The organism is Tropicimonas isoalkanivorans (assembly GCF_900112335.1).
Lineage (GTDB): Bacteria > Pseudomonadota > Alphaproteobacteria > Rhodobacterales > Rhodobacteraceae > Tropicimonas > Tropicimonas isoalkanivorans.
The window spans coordinates 12316-31834 of record NZ_FOLG01000003.1; the positions used below are offsets into that span (position 1 = coordinate 12316).

Sequence of the window (19519 nt, forward strand, 5' to 3'; positions counted from 1 at the left end):
AAAATTGGCGGAGACTGAAGGAGGAAGGCCAGATCCCCTGCGCCTTGTCTCGCAGTAATCGGGCGGGCGCGTCCAGCGTCCGACAGGACGATGACCGCAGACATGCCGATGCGTCCACCGCGACGGCCGCCGCCATGGCCGTGCGCTCGATCTGCGCACGATTTTCACCGCACCACGCTCCATCGCATCCCGTCGGCACCGCCGTACCGGGGCAATCCGGTTTCGGCTCGCCTCGCTTCCCGAGAGGAGGACCCCGCATGACACACATCGTCTATGGCGTCTGGGACGGCGTGGTGCACGATTCCCGGCAATCGGCCGATGCGGCGCAGGCCACCCTGCCGGAACTCACAGATTTCGACGAGTTTGACGCCGGCAACCCGATCCGGGCGTTCTTCGGGGACCGGGGGTTTCTGGTGTTCGACGAGACGGTCAGCCTGGTCGATGCGCTGTTTCACTACATGGAGAAAGCCGCCGAGCAATCCTGCGGCGCGTGCACCCCGTGCCGGATGGGCACCGTGCTGGTGCGCGATGCGCTGGATAAGATGCGCCGCGGCCTGGAGTCCCCGCTGGGCTTCGACGACATCGAGATGCTGGGCGAGCAGATGCGGCAGACTTCGCTCTGCGGGCTGGGGCAGACCTGCGCCGTGGCCCTGCTCGATGCGTTGAGGAACTTTCGAAACAAGATGGAGGCGGAAACCGCGGATCACATGCCGATCCGGGCGCAGATCGGCATGGCCTACATGACCGCGCCCTGCATCGAGGCCTGCCCCAGCAAGGTGAACGTGCCGCGCTACATCGACTACATCCGCGACGGAAAGCCCGAGAACTCGCTGGGCGTGCTGCTTCAGAAGTACCCGATGGCGGCCACCTGCGGCCGGGTCTGTGTGCGCTACTGCGAGCAGGCCTGTCGGCGCAAGTTCGTGGACGAGGCTGTGGGGATCAAGACGCTGAAGCGCTACGTCGCCGACCAGCAGAAGGGGCCGAACGCGCTCAAGTTCACCCGCGACATGATCCGCAAGCCACTCGATCCGGCGATGCGGGTGGCGGTGATTGGCGCGGGACCGGCTGGCATCTCCTGTGCCTATCACTTGCTGCTGCACGGCTACCACGTGGATGTTTTCGAGAAATCCAACGAAGCCGGTGGCATGGCACAGATCGGCATCCCGTCCTACCGGCTGCCGAAGGATACGCTGGCGCTGGAGACGGACATCATCGTCGATCTCGGCGGGCGGTTCCTGTTCGGCCAGCAGCTCGGCCGGGACGTGACGATCGACGGGCTGTTCGCGCAGGGCTACAAGGCCGTCTTCCTCGGACTCGGCTGCCAGGCGGGCACCAGCCTGGGCGTGGCCGGCGAGGCGGAGGCGCGCGGCGGCTACTACAGCGGGATCGACTTCCTTCTGAGTGTCCACGACCACGTGGACGGGATCGCGCCGCTCGCGCTCGCAGGCGAGGTGGTTGTCGTCGGCGGCGGCAACGTGGCGATGGACTGCGTGCGTTCGGCGGTGCGGCTCGGGGCGGAGAAGGTCCACGTGGTCTATCGCAGGACGCTGGAGGACATGCCGGCCGATCACGAGGAGGTGGTTGCCGCGAACGAGGAAGACATCGCTTTCCACACCCTCACGAACCCGACACGCATCCTGACCCAGGCGGGCCGCATCACCGGCGTGGAGCTGGTACGCATGGAGCAGACCGAGCCCGACGAAAGCGGCAGGCGCAAGGTGCGACCGGTGCCGGGCAGCGATTTCACCCTGCCCTGCGACACCTTCATCTCCGCAATCGGCCAGCAGGTGGAGGACGGCGCGCTGGTGGAGGACGACGGCGTCACGCTGGACAAGTGGCGCTGCGTGGCGACGGACCAAACGCTCGCCACCTCGCGGCCGGGCGTCTTTGCGGGTGGGGACTGCGTCACCGGCCCTTCGACCCTGATCTACGCCATGGCAGCCGGGCTGAAGGCGGCGCGTAGCATCGATGACTGGATCCAGCGCGGCACGGTGCGGTTCTTCAAGCGCTCGAGGATGCGCAAGCTGATCGCGGACAACCGGATCCTGGCCAACGACGTGGTCGAGATGCCGGTGCGCAACGCCTACCGCGTCCACAACCCGGAGCTGGACCCGGAGCTGCGCAAGAAGATGTTTGGCGAGGTGGAGCAGACCATCAGCGAACAGGATGCCTATGCCGAGGCGCAACGCTGCATGCGCTGTTACCGGATCTACTCCGTCGTGACCAAACACCCGATCCCGGAAGGAGCCGCCTGACATGTGCACCGATCATTCGGACGTCCAGACGCGAGATCCGGCGGAGGCCACCATCTCGCTCACCATCAACAGCCACGCCTGCGCGGCCTTTCCCAACGAGACGATCCTGAGCTGCGCCCGGCGCCACGGCCTTTACATCCCCACCCTGTGCGAGTTGGAGGACATCGACCACGCGCCGGGCACCTGCCGAGTCTGCGTGGTGGAGATCGTCCAGTCGGGCCGCGCGGCGGCGCAGATCGTCACCGCCTGCAACACGCCGGTGCGCGAGGGGATGCAGGTGGCCACCCGCACCAAACGCGTGCGAAACATGCAGAAGCTGCAGGTGGAGCTGCTGATGGCCGACCACCTGCAGGACTGCGCCACCTGCGTGCGCCACGGCGACTGCGAGTTGCAGGATCTGGCGCAGTTTGTAGGGCTGACCGAAAACCGGTTTTTTGACCGGGCCCGCACGCTCGCCCGCGAGGTCGACGACAGCTCCCCGGCGCTGATCCGCGACATGCAGCGCTGCGTGCGATGTCAGCGCTGCGTCGCCGTCTGCCGTTATCATCAGAAGGTGGACGCGCTGGTCATGTCGGGCACCGGCGTCAATCGCTACGTCGACCTACGCGACGGCTACGACCAGAAGAACTCCACCTGCGTCACCTGCGGCCAGTGCGTGCTGGTCTGCCCCACCGGCGCCCTGGGGGAGCGCGACGAGACGGAGCGCGCGCTCGACTATATCTGCGATCCGGACCTGACGACGGTGGTCCAATTCGCCCCCGCCGTGCGCGTGGCCTTCGGCGAGGAGTTTGGGATGCCCGCCGGCACCAACGTGGAAGGCCAGATCATCGCGGCCTGCCGCAAGATCGGCGTCGATGTGGTGCTCGACACCAATTTCGCCGCCGATGTGGTCATCATGGAGGAAGGGACCGAATTGCTGGGCCGCCTCAAGCGTGGCCAGCGGCCGACTTTCACCTCCTGCTGCCCGGCCTGGATCAACTTCGCTGAGATCCACTACCCGGACATCCTGCCGCTGCTGTCCTCCACCAAGTCGCCCCAGCAGGTGCTCTCAACCATGGCCAAGACTTACCTGCCCGAGAAGATGGGCATCGCGCCCGAGAAGGTGCGGGTGATCTCGATCATGCCCTGCACCGCCAAGAAGGACGAAGCGGTGCGCCCGCAACTGGTTCACGACGGCCTGCCCGAAACCGACGTGGTGCTGACCACGCGCGAGTTCGCCCGCCTGCTGCGCCGCGAGGGGATTGACCTGAAGGATCTGGAGCCCTCCACCTTCGACAATCCGCTTATGAGCGAATATTCCGGCGCAGGGGCCATCTTCGGCACCACGGGCGGGGTGATGGAGGCGGCGGTCCGCACGATCTATGCCGTGGTCAACGGCCACGAGTTGGAGCAGATAGACCTGACCCAGTTGCGCGGCTTCGAAGGCGCGCGCTCCGCCACGGTGGACCTCGGCGGCCAGATCGGGGAGGTGAAGGTCGCCATGGTCCACGGCCTCGGCGACACCCGCGCCATTGTCGAGGCGGTGCGCGCGGGCGAGGCCGACTTCGACTTCATCGAAGTCATGGCCTGCCCCGGCGGCTGCGTCGACGGCGGCGGCTCGCTGCGGTCGAAGCGGGCGTACCTGCCGCTGGCGATGGCGCGGCGCAAGACGATCTACGACGTCGACCGTACCGCCCGCGTTCGCCAGTCCCACAACAACGAGCAGGTGAAGACGCTCTACCGCGACTTTCTGGAGGCGCCGAATTCCCGAAAGGCCCACGACCTGCTGCACACCCACTACACCGACCGGCGCCGCGAGATGGAGCACACGGTGAAGGAGATCTGGGACGACATCACGATGTCCACGATGGTCTACTGAACCGACCGCGCGGGAAGCAGGCCAAACACCGTAGCTGCACGATCACTTTGTCGCCGCCAAACGGCCGCCGAGCCTTGCGGACCTGAGAGGTTTTGGGCATTTGGCCGTGGACAAGGGGAAGCGGATGACTGTCCTGAACGGAATTGCGGCGCACGTGCATCGCGTGACGCAGCGAATTTGCCAATTGCTGCTGGGACTGATCTTCATCGGTCAGCTTGTCGTGGTGATCCTGCGCTACGTCTTCGGCATGGGGTTCATCGAGTTGCAGGATGCCGTGGCCTACAGCTTTGCCACGCTGGTGGTGCTCGGCCTGCCCGTCGCGCAGGCCCTAGACGTCCACGTTCGTGTGGATGTGCTCCGCGCCAACCAGACCCGGCAAACCCAAGCGCTGTTCGACCGCGTGGGCATCATCGCGCTCCTGATCCCGGTCTTCGGGCTGACGATCTATTGGGTCTGGCCCGACATCGTCTATAGCTGGTCGATCCGGGAAGCCTCCGCCGAGACCGGCGGCCTACCCGGCCTGTTCCTGGTGAAGTCCATGCTGCCGCTCGCCTGTGCCCTGATGATCCTGCAGGGCGTGGCGCAGCTCTTTTCCCTTGGGAAGGAGCCGGCGCGTGATTGAGCATTTCTGGCTGATCGTCCTCGGCCTCAGCCTGCTGGCCGGCATCCTGTCGGGCGTGCCCGTGATGCTGGTGTTGGCCGGCGTGCCGGTGCTGGTGGCCTTCGTGGCGGCCGGGTTCGGGGCGTTCGACCTGAGCTTCCTGCAAGCATATCCGCAGCGCGCCTTCGGGGTGATGTCGAATTCTCTGCTCGTCGCGGTGCCGCTCTTCGTGCTGATGGGTGTGATGCTGGAGCGATCGCGTGTCGCGGAGCGGATGCTGATGCAGGTGGGCCGCGTGCTGGGGGGCACGCCGCGGGCTCTGGCGCTGGCGGTATTGCTCGTCTCCACGCTCATCGCCGCCTCCACTGGCATCATCGGCGCCACGATCGTCATGCTGGGAATGATCAGCCTACCGGCAATGCGGCGCGTGGGGGTGCCCGACGAGACAGCCAGCGGCCTGATCTGTGCCGCCGGCACGCTGGGCCAGATCATCCCGCCCTCCATCGTGCTGATCCTGCTGGGCGACCAGGTGGCCAATGCCTATCTGGAGGCGCAGCAGCAGGCCGGGAACTTCGCCCCTGATGCTGTCACCGTGGGCGATTTGTTCGCGGGATCTTTGCTGCCGGGGCTGGTGCTGGTTGCGCTTTACGGCGTCTTCATCTTCTTCAGGCTCTCGAACATTCCCGCGCACACCGAAGCCGACACGGCGCCGTCCAACTGGTGGGACGTGGCGCGCGAAGTCCTGCCGCCGATCTTGCTGATCCTGGCCGTTCTGGGCTCCATCCTGACCGGCGTTGCAACGCCGACCGAGGCCGCCGCTATCGGGGTCGCGGGCACGCTGCTAATCACCGCGGCCCGCGTTTCGGCCGCGGGCGACGAAGATGCACTGCCCGGCGGCACGCACGCCCACGCGCCGGAACAGCGGCGCACGGCCGGTTGGCTGCGGCATGTGATGACGGCGACAGGGGCAGTCGGCTTCGCGCTGGTGGCCCTGCGACTGACCGGCGTCGGCCGGGTGGACCTGTCTGCGGCTCAGGTCGGCCTGAGCCTTGGATCGATGCTGGCGATCGCACTGACCGGTCTTCTGGTCGCCGGTCTCGTCGTCGCCGTGGTTGTGCTGACCCGCGCCGGCATCTTCGGGGCCGCGATCGGGCGTGCGGTACAGACATCGGCCATGATCTTCGGCATCGTTCTCGCCGCTTCGATGCTCAGCCTCGTCTTTCGCGGCTTCGGCGGGGACGACTGGGTGCGCGAGGTGCTCACCGGCCTGCCCGGCGATCACCGGACGATGCTCGTCTTCACGCTGCTGGTGATTTTCCTGATGGGCTTCATCCTGGAGTTCGTGGAAATCGTCTTCATCGTCGTGCCGCTGGTCGGCCCGATCCTGCTGCAGGACGTGGACCCGGTCTGGTTTGCCGTGCTGGTGGCGTTGAATCTGCAGACCTCGTTCCTGACACCGCCGTTCGGCTTCGCGCTCTTCTATTACCGCTCGGCAGCGCCAGCCGATATCCGTACCGGCACCATCTATCGCGCCATCATTCCCTTCGTGCTGATCCAGATCGTCACACTGGGGATCGTTTTCCTCTGGCCGCCGCTTGCGACCTGGCTGCCAAGCGTGTTGTTTGGCTGAGACAAGTATCGGGGCACGACGCGCCCCGCAACAACTGGGAGAGAGATCATGAAACGTCGTGCATTCCTGAAGTCCGGAATGGTCGCCGCCCCCGCCGCGGCACTTGCCGCGCCCGCCATCGCGCAGGGGATCATCGAATGGAAATGCCCCACGTCTTTCCCGGCGAAAGCGCCGGGCGTGGGCACCAACGCGGTCACCTTCGTGGATCGCGTGAACGCCATGGCCGACGGGCGGCTGCGGCTGAAACTCTATTCCGGCGGCGAGCTGGTGCCGCCGTTCGCCGTGGAGGACGCCGTTCAGCAAGGCACGGCGGAGATCGGGCATGGCACGGCCTATTACAGCGCGGGCAAGAACTCCGCACTGCACTTCTTCACCAACATTCCCTTCGGCTTCACCGCCTCCGAACTGTCCGGCTGGCTGCGCTACGGAGGCGGACAGGAGATCTATGACGACCTCTATGCCCAGCGGAACATGATCCCGCTCTACTCCGGCAACTCCACCGTGCAGGCGGCGGGCTGGTTCAAGAACGAAATCACCAGCGTCGCCGACCTGTCTGGGCTGAACATGCGCATCGCCGGCCTTGGCGGCGAAGCGATGCGGAAGCTCGGCGTGAACGCGGTGCTCATGCCGCCGACCGAGATCTTCCCGGCCTTCCAGTCCGGCGCGATCGACGCGGCGGAATGGGTCGGGCCGATGCTGGACCAGGCCTTCGGGCTCAACAAGGTGGCCACCTACTGCTACGCGCCTGCCTTCCACGAGCCGGGCGCCGGCCTGCATGTGGTGGTCAACAAGGACGCCTGGGAGAGCCTGACGCCCGACCTCCAGGCGATCTTGCGTAGCGCCGCCGGTGCCGCGGAATCCGAGACCATCAGCCAGTTCGAGTATTTCAACGCTCAGGCCTTCAAGGCGCTGCAAGATGCGGGCGTCGAGTTCAAGGCCTTCCCCGAAGACGTTCTCGCGGCGCTGAAGCAGGCCTCGACGGAAGTGATGGACGAGCAGGCCGCGGCCAACCCGGACTTCCAGCGCTGCCTCGAGAGCGCCAATGCCTACCTCGAAGTCGCCCGCCCCTACGGCGCCGCCTTCACGGCTCAAACGATGTTGCAGCGCGTCTGATCGCGCGCGAGGCTCGCCGCTCCGGCGGCGGGCCTCCTGCCCTGCGCCGGCACCTACGGCCGCCTGATCCGCCGAACCCTATTGGCAGACGGCCACACGCGCGGACCAAATCCATAGCCCCCCTTGTCAGCGTCAGGCCGAATCGACCCGGCCCACGGCGGACGGTCCTGCCGACCCCTCCTGCATAGCTTTAGCGCAAACAGACGCCTTTTCGGGCAGCACGCGTATCGTCGCGAGCCACCATATGCACGGATTGCGCGCAGACGGGGCAAATCATGGGGCGAGATCGCGCAGCTTGCCCTGAGGGCAATCTCCCTGACTGGACATTCCGCCCGTCGCTTGGCGAACATGCAGGCAGGGAGGAAGCACAACTTTTAGCTTGGTTGGGCCCATCAGATATTTCCTAGGAAGGACGTATCTCCATGCACATCGACGTTGTAGAGCCAGTTCGTCTGATTTCCTCCTCAGCCCGTCGGCGGGCGAAAGCGGCCGCGCGGGAGTCCGAACAGACATCGCTCGAAACTGTATTTGAAATTGCAAAGCTGCTGACCGGCGCCGTCGACCCCGTGGCGGCCATGCCGAGCGTCTTCAGCATCCTCGGCTCCTTCATGGGGCTGCGGCACGGGGCGCTGTCGCTGCTGTGCGACCCCGAGGCCGGGCAGAGCCCGCACCCCGGACACAACCCGTTCGCCCTGGCGGCGACGGTGCGCGGCGTCGCGCCGGATCTGCCAAGCGCGCGGGGCAATGACCGGGTGACGGAAATGGTGTTTCTCACCGGCGTGCCGCTGGTTTCGCTCGACATCGAGAACGAGTTCGGCGTCGACGCGCTTCCGGACCAGACGACTGACGGAAGGCTGGCGCTGATCGCCGTGCCGATCCGGGCAGAAACGCATCTGCCGCTTGTGATCGGCGTGCTGAAAGTGTTCCGCCCCTTCACCGATGATCCGGCCCGCGAGGTCTCAAACGACCTGCGCGTGATGACGATGATCGCCTCGCTGCTCGAGCAGGCGCTACGCTTCCGCCGCGCGGTCGCGCGGGACAGGGAACGGATGTTCCGCGAAGCCGGAGAGGCGATCAAGGCGGCGCATGATGCGCGCGAGGATGTCGAGCCGCTCCTGCCCGACCAGGGCATCGTGGGCGAAAGCGCCGCGATCGGCGCCGTCGCGAAGCGGATCCGAAAGGTGGCAAAGACCAGCACACAGGTTCTGTTGCGTGGCGAGAGCGGGACCGGCAAAGAGCTGTTCGCCCGGGCCATCCACAGCCTGAGCGACCGCGCCGACAAGCCCTTCATCAAGGTCAACTGCGCGGCGCTGAGCGAGTCCCTACTGGAAACCGAGTTGTTCGGTCACGAGAAGGGGTCGTTCACCGGCGCAACCGGGCTGAAAAAAGGCCGGTTCGAGCTTGCGAACGGCGGAACGCTTTTTCTCGACGAGATCGGCGAGATCAAGCACGAGTTTCAGACCAAGCTGCTCCGCGTGCTTCAGGAGGGCGAATTCGAGCGTGTCGGTGGGACCAAGACGCTGAAGGTCGACGTCCGTCTGATCACGGCGACGAACCGGGATCTGGAGGAGGCCGTCGCCCGTGGCAAGTTTCGTGCGGACCTCTATTTCCGGATTTGCGTGGTGCCGATCCACCTTCCGCCCCTGCGCGACCGTCCGGAGGACATCCCGCAACTGGCGCGGACCTTCCTCGACCGCTTCAATGAGGAAAACGGCACCGCCCTGGAATTCGAGCAGGATGCCCTCGGCACGCTTCTGGGGTGCCGCTTCCCCGGCAACGTCCGGGAGCTGGAAAACTGCATCCATCGCAGCGCGGCACTGTGCGACAGCGACGTGATCCGGGCCGAGGATCTGGCCTGCAATCAGGATGCCTGCCTCTCCGCGCAACTCTGGCGACTGCAGAACAACGCCTTTTCGCCGATCGGCGGGCTGGCTGCGGGTGAGGTGATCCAACCGATCGTACGGAGTATCTCCGCCCCGGTTCGGCCGATCCCAGAGCGCCCTGCCCCGCCGCCCGTTCCCCGCAAGACCGCCAACACAGAGCGCGAGGAGCTGATCGATGCGATGGAGCAGGCCGGTTGGGTTCAGGCGAAGGCCGCGCGCCTGTTGGGCATGACCCCGCGCCAGATCGGCTACGCGCTCCGAAAGCACGACATCGAGATAAAGAAAATCTGATCACCGCAAGAACGAGGGACAGAAGGGAGCGGGCTTGCCCGCTCCTTTCGCGTTCAGGGGCTGCAATCCATGCCCGTCCGGACGGTTCCGCGAATTGTCGCGTTCGCGACGCTTTGTCGGAGCCACGACGGCGGAACCGGGAGCGCATTCCCTATCATTTTGAAATCACATCAAAAACAGTCCTGGCACGCCGGTTGCTTGATGAATCGAGGGTGCATCCCCTCGAACCGCGTGGACAGAAAGGACGAGCGCATGACCGGCAATGTCGTTTCCCTCGGAGGGCTGCAAGTGGCCAGCCGCGACACCCTCAGCAAGGCGATGGAGAGCGAGGGCTGTAGCAGTTCCGCCTGCGGCTCCTCCGATGGCCCGGCCGACATGGCGCCGGAGATCTGGGCGAAGGTGAAGGACCACCCCTGCTATTCCGAAGAAGCACACCACTACTTCGCGCGAATGCACGTGGCGGTGGCGCCGGCCTGCAACATCCAGTGCAACTACTGCAACCGCAAGTACGACTGCGCCAACGAGAGCCGCCCCGGCGTTGTGTCGGAGCGGCTGAGTCCGGAAGCCGCCGCGCGCAAGGTCATCGCCGTCGCCAACGAGGTGCCGCAGCTATCGGTTCTGGGCATCGCCGGCCCGGGCGACAGCGCCTACGACTGGCGTAAGACCAAGGCGACGTTCCAGAAGGTCGTGCAGCAGCTTCCAGACATCAAGCTCTGCATCTCGACCAACGGTCTGGCCATGCCGGACCACGTGGACGAGCTCCTGGACATGAACATCGACCACGTGACGCTGACGATCAACATGATCGACCCCGAGATCGGCACGCAGATCTACCCATGGATTTTTTACGACCACCGCCGGATCACCGGGCTGGAGGCGAGCCAGATCCTGCACGAGCGGCAGATGCAGAGCCTCGACATGCTGGTGGAGCGCGGCATTCTGGTGAAGGTCAATTCCGTGATGATCCCCGGCATCAACGATGCGCACCTGCTGGAGGTGAACAAGGAGGTCAAGAAGCGCGGCGCGTTCCTGCACAACATCATGCCGCTCATCTCCGCCCCCGAGCACGGCACGGTTTTCGGCCTTAACGGTCAGCGCGGCCCGACCGCCGCGGAGCTGAAGACGTTGCAGGACGCCTGCTCCGGCGGGGCGAACCTGATGAAGCATTGCCGCCAGTGCCGGGCCGACGCCGTGGGGCTGCTGGGCGAAGATCGCGGGCAGGAGTTCACCATGGACCAGGTGCCCGAAGAAGTGACCTACGACCCTTCCAAGCGGGACGCCTACAAGGAATGGGTCGCCGGTGAGCGCGAGGAGCGACGCGCCGCCGCCGAAGAAGCCAAGGCGGAGACCGTCGCAACCGTTGCCGAGGACGCCGACGCCCTGCTGGTCGCCGTCGCGACCAAGGGCGGCGGGCGGATCAACCAGCACTTCGGGCACGCCACCGAGTTCCAGATCTTCGAGGTGGATGCCGAGGGCGTGCGCTTCGTCACCCACCGTCGGTGCGACAACTACTGCGTTGGCGGCTACGGCGAGGAAGACAAGCTGGAACTGGTCATCAAGACGCTGGAGGGGATCGACACGATCCTTTGCGCCAAGATCGGGGACTGCCCGCGCGAAGACCTCGCCGCGGCCGGGATCGAGGCCATTCAGGACTACGCCTACGACTACATCGAAACGGCCGTCTCCGCCGTCTACCGCGCCCGCATGGGCCTGCCCGCCGCCTCCGCCGAGATCGCCTGATCCGGCCTCGCGAAGAAAGGACCGCCCATGTCGTACAAGATCGTTCAGGAGAACTGCACCGTCTGCGGGGCGTGCGAGTTCGAGTGCCCTAACGCAGCCATCAGCTTCACCAACGACACCTACGTGATCGACCCCGATCTGTGTACCGAATGCGAGGGCAGCTTCGACACGCCGCAATGCGCCGCGGTCTGCCCGGTGCCCGAAACCTGCGTCCCAGCCTGAGCCGATGGAGGGGCCCGATCCGGTCGACTGGCACGGCGACGCACTCGACTGCGCGGCCTGCCGCTTCCAGCACCGGCTGGAGGCGGGCCAGTGCGGGTTGGGCTGGGCCTGCGTCCACGACCGCTATGCCAAGCGGATCGAGCGCTTCTTCGTGCTGAACCCGGCCCTGGCGGACGATTGCCTGCGGATGCCCTATTTCGAGACGCGCATCAATGCGGCGCGGGTGGCGACGCTCTTTCGCCTGCCGCCGCTTCTGAACGATGCCGACGCGGGCGTGCGCGCCATGGCGGTTCTGCGCCTGCCGGTGCGCCACGCCAAGGCCCGGATGCGCGACAAGGACCGCCGCGTCCGCGTCGCGGTCGCGCACCGCCTGCCAATCGACGAGTTGCTGCCGATGCTGTCGGACCCTGATCCCTACGTGCGCCAGATCGCCGTACGACGGGCCGATCCTGGCATGTTGCCCACCATGGTCTACGACGACGACCCCGAGATCCGCCGCATCGTGGCCCGCCGCATCCGCGAGGACTGGCTCACGCATTTCATCACCGATGCCGAGCCGCTGGTACGCCGTGAGGCGGCGCAGCGGATGGCACCGGACAAATTGCACGGCTTCGCCCGGGACGATGACATCCGGGTCCGTCACGCGGTGGCAGAACGGGCGCCAGCGGACGTTTTGCATCTGCTGCTGGAAGATGCGGAGGACCTTGTCCGCGAGACCGCCGGCACTCGCCTCTCACAACTCGAAAAGGAGACGCATGATGTCGACCGATGACCGCGAGATCGAAGTCTACAAGCCGCCCGTCTTCCTGCCCGGGGACAAGGTGATCTCGAAGAAGCACATCAAGAACGACGGCACCATGTTCGGCCGCGAAATCGGCGAGGTCGTCGTGAAGAAGGGTGACGTGGGCTACGTCCGCGACATCGGCACATTCCTGCAGCAGTTCTACATTTACGCCGTCGATTTCATCGAGCGCGGCAACATCGTCGGCATGCGCGCGCGCGAGCTCGACGGCGTGACGGAAACGGTTACAGAAACGGAGAATTTGCAATGAAAATCATGGTCCGCGACACGCCCAAGGGAACGGAAATCTACGTGCCCAAGAAGGATCTGGAGGAGATCGTCGTCGAGTCCGAGAAGCCCGGCATCTGGGGCGGCTGGGCGAAGCTCTCGAACGGCTGGATGCTGGAGATGCCGGAATTCGCCGAGCCGCCGAAGCTGCCGATCACTGTCGACGCCCGCCGACTGGCGGATGCGGAGTGAATGGGATGAGCGACCAAGCCAAACTGAGCGAAGCGCTGGACGCGGTGGCCGCGGGAAGGATGATCCCCTACCTCGGCCCCGGCGTCTCCGGCCTCAGCCCCGATGTGCCCGCCTCGCCCGATGCGCTGTGCGCACATTTGGAAGCCGAGGTGCGGGTGCCCAAACGCGCCTCCGGCAACCTCTGGTCGGCCGCGCAATACGTGGAGAGCCGCAAGTTCCGCGCGACGCTGAACGACATCATCGAGCGGGCCTTCGCCCCCGGGCTCGGCCAGCCGAACGCGGTTCAGAGGGCGATCGCCACCATGCGCCCGGCGATGATCGTGGACACCTGGTACGACGACGGCCTTCTGGCGGCGATGCAGTGCCAGGCGGACTGGGGCTGGGTTCAAGGCGTTAGCCGCAACGGCGAGTGGATCGAGATCTGGACCCGCGCCTACGACACCACCGGCGCCGAGCGCCCCGAGGGGCCGGACACGGGCTGGGACACGCTGGTCTACAAACCGCACGGGATGGCGCGCAAAGGCTCCAGCTTCCTGATGTCCGACAGCGACTATGTCGAGGTGCTGACCGAGATCGACATCCAGACACCGATCCCCGAGGAGGTCCGCGCCCGCCGGACGGGGCGTGGGTTCCTGTTCCTCGGCTGCCGGTTCGACGACCAGATGCTACGCACCTTCGCCCGGCAGATCACCAAACGGTCCGGCGGCGGGCACGTGGCTGTCATCGATGGCGCGCTGACGCGGATGGAGGGGAAGTTCCTCGATGAGATGGGGATTACCCGGCTGGATCTGCCGCCGGAGGAGGTCACGGCAGCTCTTTCGGCCCCGGTCTGACCCCAGTTGGGGCCATGACCGAAAGGTCTCTGCATACCCAGCCCGTTGCGCTCTCTCCGGCGCAGCGGGCTTTTCTTTTGCGCCTCTCCCCCGCCGAGGTCGATTGCGCGATCGCGGTGATGCTCAAGATCCTCGACGGCAAGTGCAAGATGCCGCCGCACGAAGCCCGCATCATGACGGCGGTCTACGACGTCGTCCGCCATAGGCCCGCCCTCGCTCTCGGAGCCGACTGCCACAGGATGATCGCCACCGCTCGCGCGGAAAACGCCCAACGGTATCGCGCCGACGTCTACGAGGCCCGTGTGCTGGCCGAAACCCGTATCTCCCGGCCGGTCATGAAAGCCTTCAAGGCCACGTTGCGGATGCACGGCGTTCTGCCCGGTCGAAACCATCAGACCTCGCCCGGCTCTTTCTGACGCGGCGTGCGGGATTTGTCGGGGAAATGTTGTGTTCGACACAATCCCGCGAAATCCGTCGCTCCTCCGAAGGCATTGTTTCTCCAGCACAATCCGACTTCTCCCGCTTGGCACGGTCCCTGCTTAGAGACCGGCAGGGGCGGAGATCGCCCTTCGATGGACAAAACAGACCTGCAACAAGGACCATTACCCATGAGCGGACTCCGACAGATCGCCTTTTACGGCAAGGGCGGGATTGGCAAATCCACCACCTCCCAGAACACACTCGCGGCTCTCGTCGAGCTTGGTCAGAAGATCCTCATCGTCGGCTGCGACCCGAAGGCGGACTCCACCCGCCTGATCCTCAACTCCAAGGCCCAGGACACCGTGCTACACTTGGCCGCCGAGATGGGCTCGGTCGAAGACCTCGAACTCGAGGACGTGCTGAAGATCGGCTACAAGGATATCAAGTGCGTTGAATCCGGCGGCCCCGAGCCGGGCGTCGGTTGCGCCGGCCGCGGTGTCATCACCTCCATCAACTTCCTCGAAGAAAACGGCGCCTATGACGACGTCGATTATGTCTCCTACGACGTCCTCGGCGACGTTGTCTGCGGCGGGTTCGCCATGCCGATCCGCGAGAACAAGGCCCAGGAGATCTACATCGTCATGTCCGGCGAGATGATGGCGCTCTACGCCGCCAACAACATCTCCAAGGGCATCCTGAAATACGCCAACTCCGGCGGCGTGCGCCTCGGCGGCCTGATCTGCAACGAGCGCCAGACCGACAAGGAACTGGAACTGGCCGAAGCCATGGCCGCGAAGCTGGGCTCCAAGCTCATCCACTTCGTGCCGCGCGACAATATCGTCCAGCACGCCGAACTGCGCCGGCAGACGGTTCTGCAATACGCCCCCGACTCTGCGCAGGCCGACGAATATCGCCAACTCGCGCAGAAGATCCACGCCAACTCCGGCAAGGGCGTGATCCCGACCCCGGTCACGATGGACGAGCTGGAAGAGATGCTGATGGAGTTCGGCATCATGCAGTCGGAAGAAGAGCGTCTGGCCGCCATCGCCGCGACCGAGGCCGAAGCCGTCTGAACCGACCGCTGGAGGCCGGTTCGCGCCGGCCCCGTTTCACGCAACCGCAAGTGAACAAGGAGCCAAAAGGATGGCCAAAGATCACGTCAGCGGCCCGGAAGACTACGAGAGCCTGATCGAACAGGTCCTCGAAGCCTATCCCGCCAAAGCGAAGAAGAAGCGCGCGAAGCACCTTCAGGTGTCGCAGCCCGACCCCGAAGCGACGCCCGATCCCGAAACGGGCCACGCTTCCAAGTGCGACACGACCAAGTCCAACATCAAGTCGATCCCCGGCGTGATGACCGTCCGCGGCTGTGCCTACGCCGGCTCCAAGGGCGTGGTCTGGGGCCCGGTGAAGGACATGATCCACATCTCGCACGGGCCGGTCGGCTGCGGCCAGTATTCCTGGTCCCAGCGGCGGAACTACTACATCGGCCAGACCGGCATCGACAGCTTCGTCACGATGCAGTTCACCACCGATTTCCAGGAAAAGGACATCGTCTTCGGCGGCGACAAGAAGCTGGGCAAGATGATTGACGAATTGGAGGAGTTGTTCCCGCTGTCCAAGGGCACCACGATCCAGTCCGAATGCCCGATCGGCCTTATCGGAGACGATATCGAGGCCGTGGCCCGCGCGAAGAACAAGGAACATGAAAAGACCATGGTCCCGGTTCGTTGCGAGGGCTTCCGCGGCGTGTCCCAGTCGCTCGGCCACCACATCGCCAACGACGCCGTCCGCGACTGGGTGCTGGACAAGGGCGACGTGGACTACGAGCCCGGCCCCTACGACGTGAACATCATCGGCGACTACAACATCGGCGGCGACGCGTGGTCTTCCCGCATCCTGCTGGAGGAGATCGGCCTCAACGTCGTCGGCAACTGGTCCGGCGATGCGACGCTTGCCGAAATGGAGCGTGCGCCGAAAGCCAAGCTGAACCTAATCCACTGCTACCGGTCGATGAACTACATCTGCCGCTACATGGAAGAGAAGCACGGCGTCGCCTGGATGGAGTACAACTTCTTCGGCCCCACTCAGATCGCCGCCTCCCTCCGCGCCATCGCCGCGAAGTTCGACGAGACGATCCAGGCCAATGCCGAAACGGTCATCGCCAAGTACCAGCCGCTGGTCGACGCGATCAACGCGAAGTACCGTCCGCGCCTCGAAGGCAAGTCGGTCATGCTCTATGTCGGCGGCCTGCGCCCGCGCCACGTCGTCACCGCCTATGACGACCTGGGGATGAACGTGGTCGGCACCGGCTACGAGTTCGCCCATGGCGACGACTACAAGCGGACAGGCCACTACGTGAAGGACGGCACCCTCATCTACGACGATGTCACCGGCTACGAGCTGGAGAAATTCATCGAGGGCATCCGGCCGGACCTCGTGGGTTCGGGCATCAAGGAGAAGTACCCGGTGCAGAAGATGGGCATCCCGTTCCGTCAGATGCACAGTTGGGACTACTCCGGCCCCTACCACGGCTACGACGGCTACGCGATTTTTGCCCGCGACATGGACCTGGCAATCAACAACCCGGTCTGGGGCCTCTACGACGCGCCCTGGAAAGGGCCGGAAGCGATCGCCGCCGAATGAGCCCGAGGGTGCGCGCCAGCGCGCACCTGCACCCCCCGCAGGGGGATGGTTCCCTCGCCCCCTTGCGGTTTCCCCCTTTCCTCCCCCCCGGCGCGTCTCGGAATGCGGACGGCCAACAGAAGGATCTAAGCCATGCCACAATCGGCAGACAAGGTACTCGACCACGCCCCCCTGTTCCGCGAGCCGGAATACCAGGAGATGCTTGAGAACAAGAAGCTCAAATTCGAGTGCGGACACCCCGACGAGCTGGTCAAGGAGATCGGCGACTGGAGCAAGTCCTGGGAATACCGCGAAAAGAACCTCGCCCGCGAAGCCGCCACGATCAACCCGGCCAAGGCGTGCCAGCCGCTCGGGGCCGTCTTCGCCTCCGCCGGCTACGAGAAGACCATGAGCTTCGTGCACGGCTCGCAAGGCTGCGTGGCCTACTACCGCTCGCACCTGAGCCGTCACTTCAAGGAGCCGGCCTCCTGCGTCTCCTCCTCCATGACCGAGGATGCGGCGGTCTTCGGCGGGCTGATCAACATGGTGGACGGTCTCGCCAACACCAAGGCGCTCTACGACCCCTCCATGATCGCAGTGTCCACGACCTGCATGGCCGAGGTCATCGGGGACGACCTGAACTCCTTCATTATCCAGGCCAAGGAAAAGGGATCGGTCGAGGCCGACTTCAACGTGCCCTACGCCCACACGCCCGCCTTCGTCGGGTCCCACGTGGACGGCTACGACAACATGCAAAAGGGCATCCTCAGCAATTTCTGGGACAAGGCCGAGACACGCGTCGCCAACGACAGCATCAACATCATTCCGGGCTTCGACGGCTTCGCCGTGGGCAACGTGCGCGAACTGAAGCGCGTTCTGGCCGAGATGGGGATCGGCGACTACACGATCCTGTCCGATGTCTCCGACGTCTACGACACGCCCTCCGACGGCGAATTCCGGATGTACTCCGGCGGCACCAAGATCGAAGACATCCCGAAAGCGCTCAATGCGAAAGCGACACTGTCCCTGCAACAGTACTGCACACCCAAGACACTGGCTTACTGCAAGGACAAGGGCCAGGAAACGGCGTCCTTCCATTACCCGATGGGCGTCAAGGGCACCGATGGGTTTCTGATGAAGCTGTCGGAACTGACCGGCAAGGAGATCCCGGAAAGCCTGCGGCTGGAGCGTGGTCGCCTGATCGACGCCATGGCCGACAGCCAAGCCTACCTGCACGGCAAGACCTACGCCATCTACGGCGATCCGGACTTCGTCTACGCCATGGCGGCCTTCATCCTTGAGACCGGCGGCGAGCCGCGGCACTGCCTTGCCACCAACGGCTCCAAAGCCTGGGCCAAGCAGATGCAGGAACTTCTGGACAGCTCGCCCTTCGGCAAGGAGTGCCAGGTCTGGGCCGGCAAGGATCTGTGGCACATGCGCTCGTTCCTGAACACCGAGCCCGTGGACATCCTGATTGGCAGTTCCTACGGCAAGTACCTTGAACGCGACACCGGCACGCCGCTTCTGCGCCTCGCCTTCCCGATCTTCGACCGTCACCATCACCACCGCTTCCCGACGATGTTCTATCAGGGCACGCTGACGGTTCTGGTGAAGATGCTGGACCTGATCTTCGACAAGCTCGACGACGATACGATCGATCCGGGCAAGACGGACTACTCGTTCGACCTGACACGCTAAGCTCCCTGTCGCGTACCGGTTTCAAACGCCGGGTTCGCAAGCACCTTCGGCCGGCCGCTTTCCCGCGGCCGGCCTTTTTTGCGGCACGGCGATGCCGGAGCGGCCGTTTACTCATGGGCACGAGAGCGGAATTTCCAATTGGACCCTTAGTCTTACCCCGCCCCCCCGCATTGCATGTCCCCGTGCAGCGGCGTAAGCGGAGGGCGTATGCTGACTGTGACACCGGGCTCTCCGGCAACGCGCGCAACGGAGGTTGGCCTTGGAATTCTGGTTCGTGGCGGGTTTGGCGGCCTTTCTGATGGGGCTTTCCAAGGGTGGCGTGCCCATGCTCGCCATGCTCTCGGTGCCGCTCATGTCGCTGTTCATGGACCCGGCCATGGCGGCAGGCCTGTTGCTGCCGCTGTACATTGTGGCCGACTGGTACGCCGTCTATCTCTTCCGCAAGTCGTTTTCACTGAAGAACCTGAAGATCCTGCTGCCGGGCGCCGTCGCCGGCATCCTGATCGCGTTCTTTGCGGTCACGGTCGTGCCGCGCGACCTGATCAAGCTGGTGGTCGCCGGGATCGGCCTGTTCTACCTCGTGGACGCGTTCCGCACCCGTTACCTGAAGATCGAGCGGCCTGTGAAGCGTGCCGACGTGCCGCGCGGACTGTTCTGGGGGACGGTGGCCGGCTTCACCAGCTACATCTCCCACGCCGGCGGCCCGCCCTTTCAGGCCTACGTGTTGCCGCAGCGTCTGGACAAGATGACCTATCTCGGCACGACCACGATCTTCTTCTCCGTGGTGAACCTGCTGAAACTCCCCCCTTACGTCATCGCCGGGCAGATCACGTCGGAGAGCCTGTCCCACGCCGTGTGGGTGGCGCCTCTCGCGCTGGCCGGCGCATGGAGCGGCGCGAAGATCTCGCGGATCCTTCCGGAACGCGCGTTCTACCTGCTGGTGGAGGTCGCGCTTGGCGTCGTGTCGCTCAAGTTGCTCTACGAAGTGTTCTTTACCTGACTGCCGCCGGTGTCGGCCTGTCGTGTCGCATCCGCGACATTCGGTCTGACACGCCGATTGGCTTTGGATCAACGAGTCTCTTACGCTAGTAA

General features: G+C 64.9%; 17 protein-coding genes. All 17 read left to right on the forward strand.

What is annotated here, in order from left to right; genetic code table 11:
• Positions 1–257: 257 nt before the first annotated feature.
• Entirely contained in the window at positions 258–2255 is a 1998-nt protein-coding gene (locus tag BM075_RS07250) for an FAD-dependent oxidoreductase (RefSeq protein ID WP_093360009.1), read from the forward strand.
• A gap of 1 nt (position 2256) precedes the next feature.
• Positions 2257–4113 carry a [FeFe] hydrogenase, group A gene (locus BM075_RS07255; RefSeq protein ID WP_093360010.1) on the forward strand — a complete coding sequence of 619 codons (1857 nt, stop codon included), beginning with the start codon at positions 2257–2259 and terminating at the stop codon, positions 4111–4113.
• Positions 4114–4237: 124 nt separating this feature from the next.
• Positions 4238–4735: a TRAP transporter small permease subunit gene (locus BM075_RS07260; RefSeq protein WP_143089833.1), complete on the forward strand. Its 498-nt coding sequence runs from the start codon at positions 4238–4240 to the stop codon at positions 4733–4735.
• The gene (locus BM075_RS07265) at positions 4728–6344 is read left to right on the forward strand and encodes a TRAP transporter large permease (RefSeq protein WP_245758771.1); all 1617 of its coding nucleotides are present in this window, start codon (positions 4728–4730) and stop codon (positions 6342–6344) included. Before BM075_RS07260 ends, BM075_RS07265 begins: the two co-directional genes overlap by 8 nt.
• Before the next feature lie 48 nt (positions 6345–6392).
• On the forward strand, positions 6393–7457 hold the full coding sequence (locus tag BM075_RS07270; RefSeq protein WP_093360012.1) for a TRAP transporter substrate-binding protein: 1065 nt from the start codon (positions 6393–6395) through the stop codon (positions 7455–7457).
• 422 nt (positions 7458–7879) lie between these two features.
• A complete protein-coding gene (nifA, locus tag BM075_RS07275) occupies positions 7880–9631 on the forward strand; it encodes a nif-specific transcriptional activator NifA (RefSeq protein ID WP_093360013.1) in 1752 nt (583 codons plus the stop codon).
• Between the two features lie 252 nt (positions 9632–9883).
• The gene (nifB, locus tag BM075_RS07280) at positions 9884–11371 is read left to right on the forward strand and encodes a nitrogenase cofactor biosynthesis protein NifB (protein WP_093360014.1); all 1488 of its coding nucleotides are present in this window, start codon (positions 9884–9886) and stop codon (positions 11369–11371) included.
• A gap of 27 nt (positions 11372–11398) precedes the next feature.
• On the forward strand, positions 11399–11593 hold the full coding sequence (locus tag BM075_RS07285; protein ID WP_093360015.1) for a 4Fe-4S binding protein: 195 nt from the start codon (positions 11399–11401) through the stop codon (positions 11591–11593).
• Positions 11594–11597: 4 nt separating this feature from the next.
• Positions 11598–12365 carry a 4Fe4S-binding leucine-rich repeat protein gene (locus BM075_RS07290; RefSeq protein ID WP_093360016.1) on the forward strand — a complete coding sequence of 256 codons (768 nt, stop codon included), beginning with the start codon at positions 11598–11600 and terminating at the stop codon, positions 12363–12365.
• Positions 12352–12645, forward strand: a complete 294-nt coding sequence (locus BM075_RS07295; protein ID WP_093360017.1) for a nitrogen fixation protein NifZ — start codon at positions 12352–12354, stop codon at positions 12643–12645. Before BM075_RS07290 ends, BM075_RS07295 begins: the two co-directional genes overlap by 14 nt.
• Positions 12642–12854: a putative nitrogen fixation protein NifT gene (nifT, locus tag BM075_RS07300; protein ID WP_093360018.1), complete on the forward strand. Its 213-nt coding sequence runs from the start codon at positions 12642–12644 to the stop codon at positions 12852–12854. The genes BM075_RS07295 and nifT overlap by 4 nt, the downstream gene beginning before the upstream one ends.
• Positions 12855–12859: 5 nt before the next feature.
• Positions 12860–13687, forward strand: a complete 828-nt coding sequence (locus tag BM075_RS07305; protein WP_093360019.1) for an SIR2 family NAD-dependent protein deacylase — start codon at positions 12860–12862, stop codon at positions 13685–13687.
• A 14-nt stretch (positions 13688–13701) separates the two neighbouring features.
• Complete coding sequence (locus BM075_RS07310) at positions 13702–14103, forward strand: hypothetical protein (protein ID WP_218152828.1); 402 nt, start codon at positions 13702–13704, stop codon at positions 14101–14103.
• Positions 14104–14295: 192 nt separating this feature from the next.
• Positions 14296–15180: a nitrogenase iron protein gene (gene nifH / locus BM075_RS07315; protein WP_093360020.1), complete on the forward strand. Its 885-nt coding sequence runs from the start codon at positions 14296–14298 to the stop codon at positions 15178–15180.
• A 70-nt stretch (positions 15181–15250) separates the two neighbouring features.
• Positions 15251–16750 carry a nitrogenase molybdenum-iron protein alpha chain gene (nifD, locus tag BM075_RS07320; RefSeq protein ID WP_093360021.1) on the forward strand — a complete coding sequence of 500 codons (1500 nt, stop codon included), beginning with the start codon at positions 15251–15253 and terminating at the stop codon, positions 16748–16750.
• A gap of 132 nt (positions 16751–16882) precedes the next feature.
• The gene (gene nifK, locus BM075_RS07325; RefSeq protein ID WP_093360022.1) at positions 16883–18427 is read left to right on the forward strand and encodes a nitrogenase molybdenum-iron protein subunit beta; all 1545 of its coding nucleotides are present in this window, start codon (positions 16883–16885) and stop codon (positions 18425–18427) included.
• Between the two features lie 259 nt (positions 18428–18686).
• The gene (locus BM075_RS07330; protein WP_245758772.1) at positions 18687–19427 is read left to right on the forward strand and encodes a sulfite exporter TauE/SafE family protein; all 741 of its coding nucleotides are present in this window, start codon (positions 18687–18689) and stop codon (positions 19425–19427) included.
• The last annotated feature ends 92 nt before the right edge of the window (positions 19428–19519 follow it).

Bases quoted from the DNA above. Each gene is read 5' to 3' on its own strand.
- BM075_RS07250 (WP_093360009.1), top strand. From the start codon at position 258: ATGACACACATCGTCTATGGCGTCTGGGACGGCGTGGTGCACGATTCC.
- BM075_RS07255 (WP_093360010.1), top strand. From the start codon at position 2,257: ATGTGCACCGATCATTCGGACGTCCAGACGCGAGATCCGGCGGAGGCC.
- BM075_RS07260 (WP_143089833.1), top strand. From the start codon at position 4,238: ATGACTGTCCTGAACGGAATTGCGGCGCACGTGCATCGCGTGACGCAG.
- BM075_RS07270 (WP_093360012.1), top strand. From the start codon at position 6,393: ATGAAACGTCGTGCATTCCTGAAGTCCGGAATGGTCGCCGCCCCCGCC.
- nifA (WP_093360013.1), top strand. From the start codon at position 7,880: ATGCACATCGACGTTGTAGAGCCAGTTCGTCTGATTTCCTCCTCAGCC.
- nifB (WP_093360014.1), top strand. From the start codon at position 9,884: ATGACCGGCAATGTCGTTTCCCTCGGAGGGCTGCAAGTGGCCAGCCGC.
- BM075_RS07285 (WP_093360015.1), top strand. From the start codon at position 11,399: ATGTCGTACAAGATCGTTCAGGAGAACTGCACCGTCTGCGGGGCGTGC.
- BM075_RS07290 (WP_093360016.1), top strand. From the start codon at position 11,598: ATGGAGGGGCCCGATCCGGTCGACTGGCACGGCGACGCACTCGACTGC.
- BM075_RS07295 (WP_093360017.1), top strand. From the start codon at position 12,352: ATGTCGACCGATGACCGCGAGATCGAAGTCTACAAGCCGCCCGTCTTC.
- nifT (WP_093360018.1), top strand. From the start codon at position 12,642: ATGAAAATCATGGTCCGCGACACGCCCAAGGGAACGGAAATCTACGTG.
- BM075_RS07305 (WP_093360019.1), top strand. From the start codon at position 12,860: ATGAGCGACCAAGCCAAACTGAGCGAAGCGCTGGACGCGGTGGCCGCG.
- BM075_RS07310 (WP_218152828.1), top strand. From the start codon at position 13,702: ATGACCGAAAGGTCTCTGCATACCCAGCCCGTTGCGCTCTCTCCGGCG.
- nifH (WP_093360020.1), top strand. From the start codon at position 14,296: ATGAGCGGACTCCGACAGATCGCCTTTTACGGCAAGGGCGGGATTGGC.
- nifD (WP_093360021.1), top strand. From the start codon at position 15,251: ATGGCCAAAGATCACGTCAGCGGCCCGGAAGACTACGAGAGCCTGATC.
- nifK (WP_093360022.1), top strand. From the start codon at position 16,883: ATGCCACAATCGGCAGACAAGGTACTCGACCACGCCCCCCTGTTCCGC.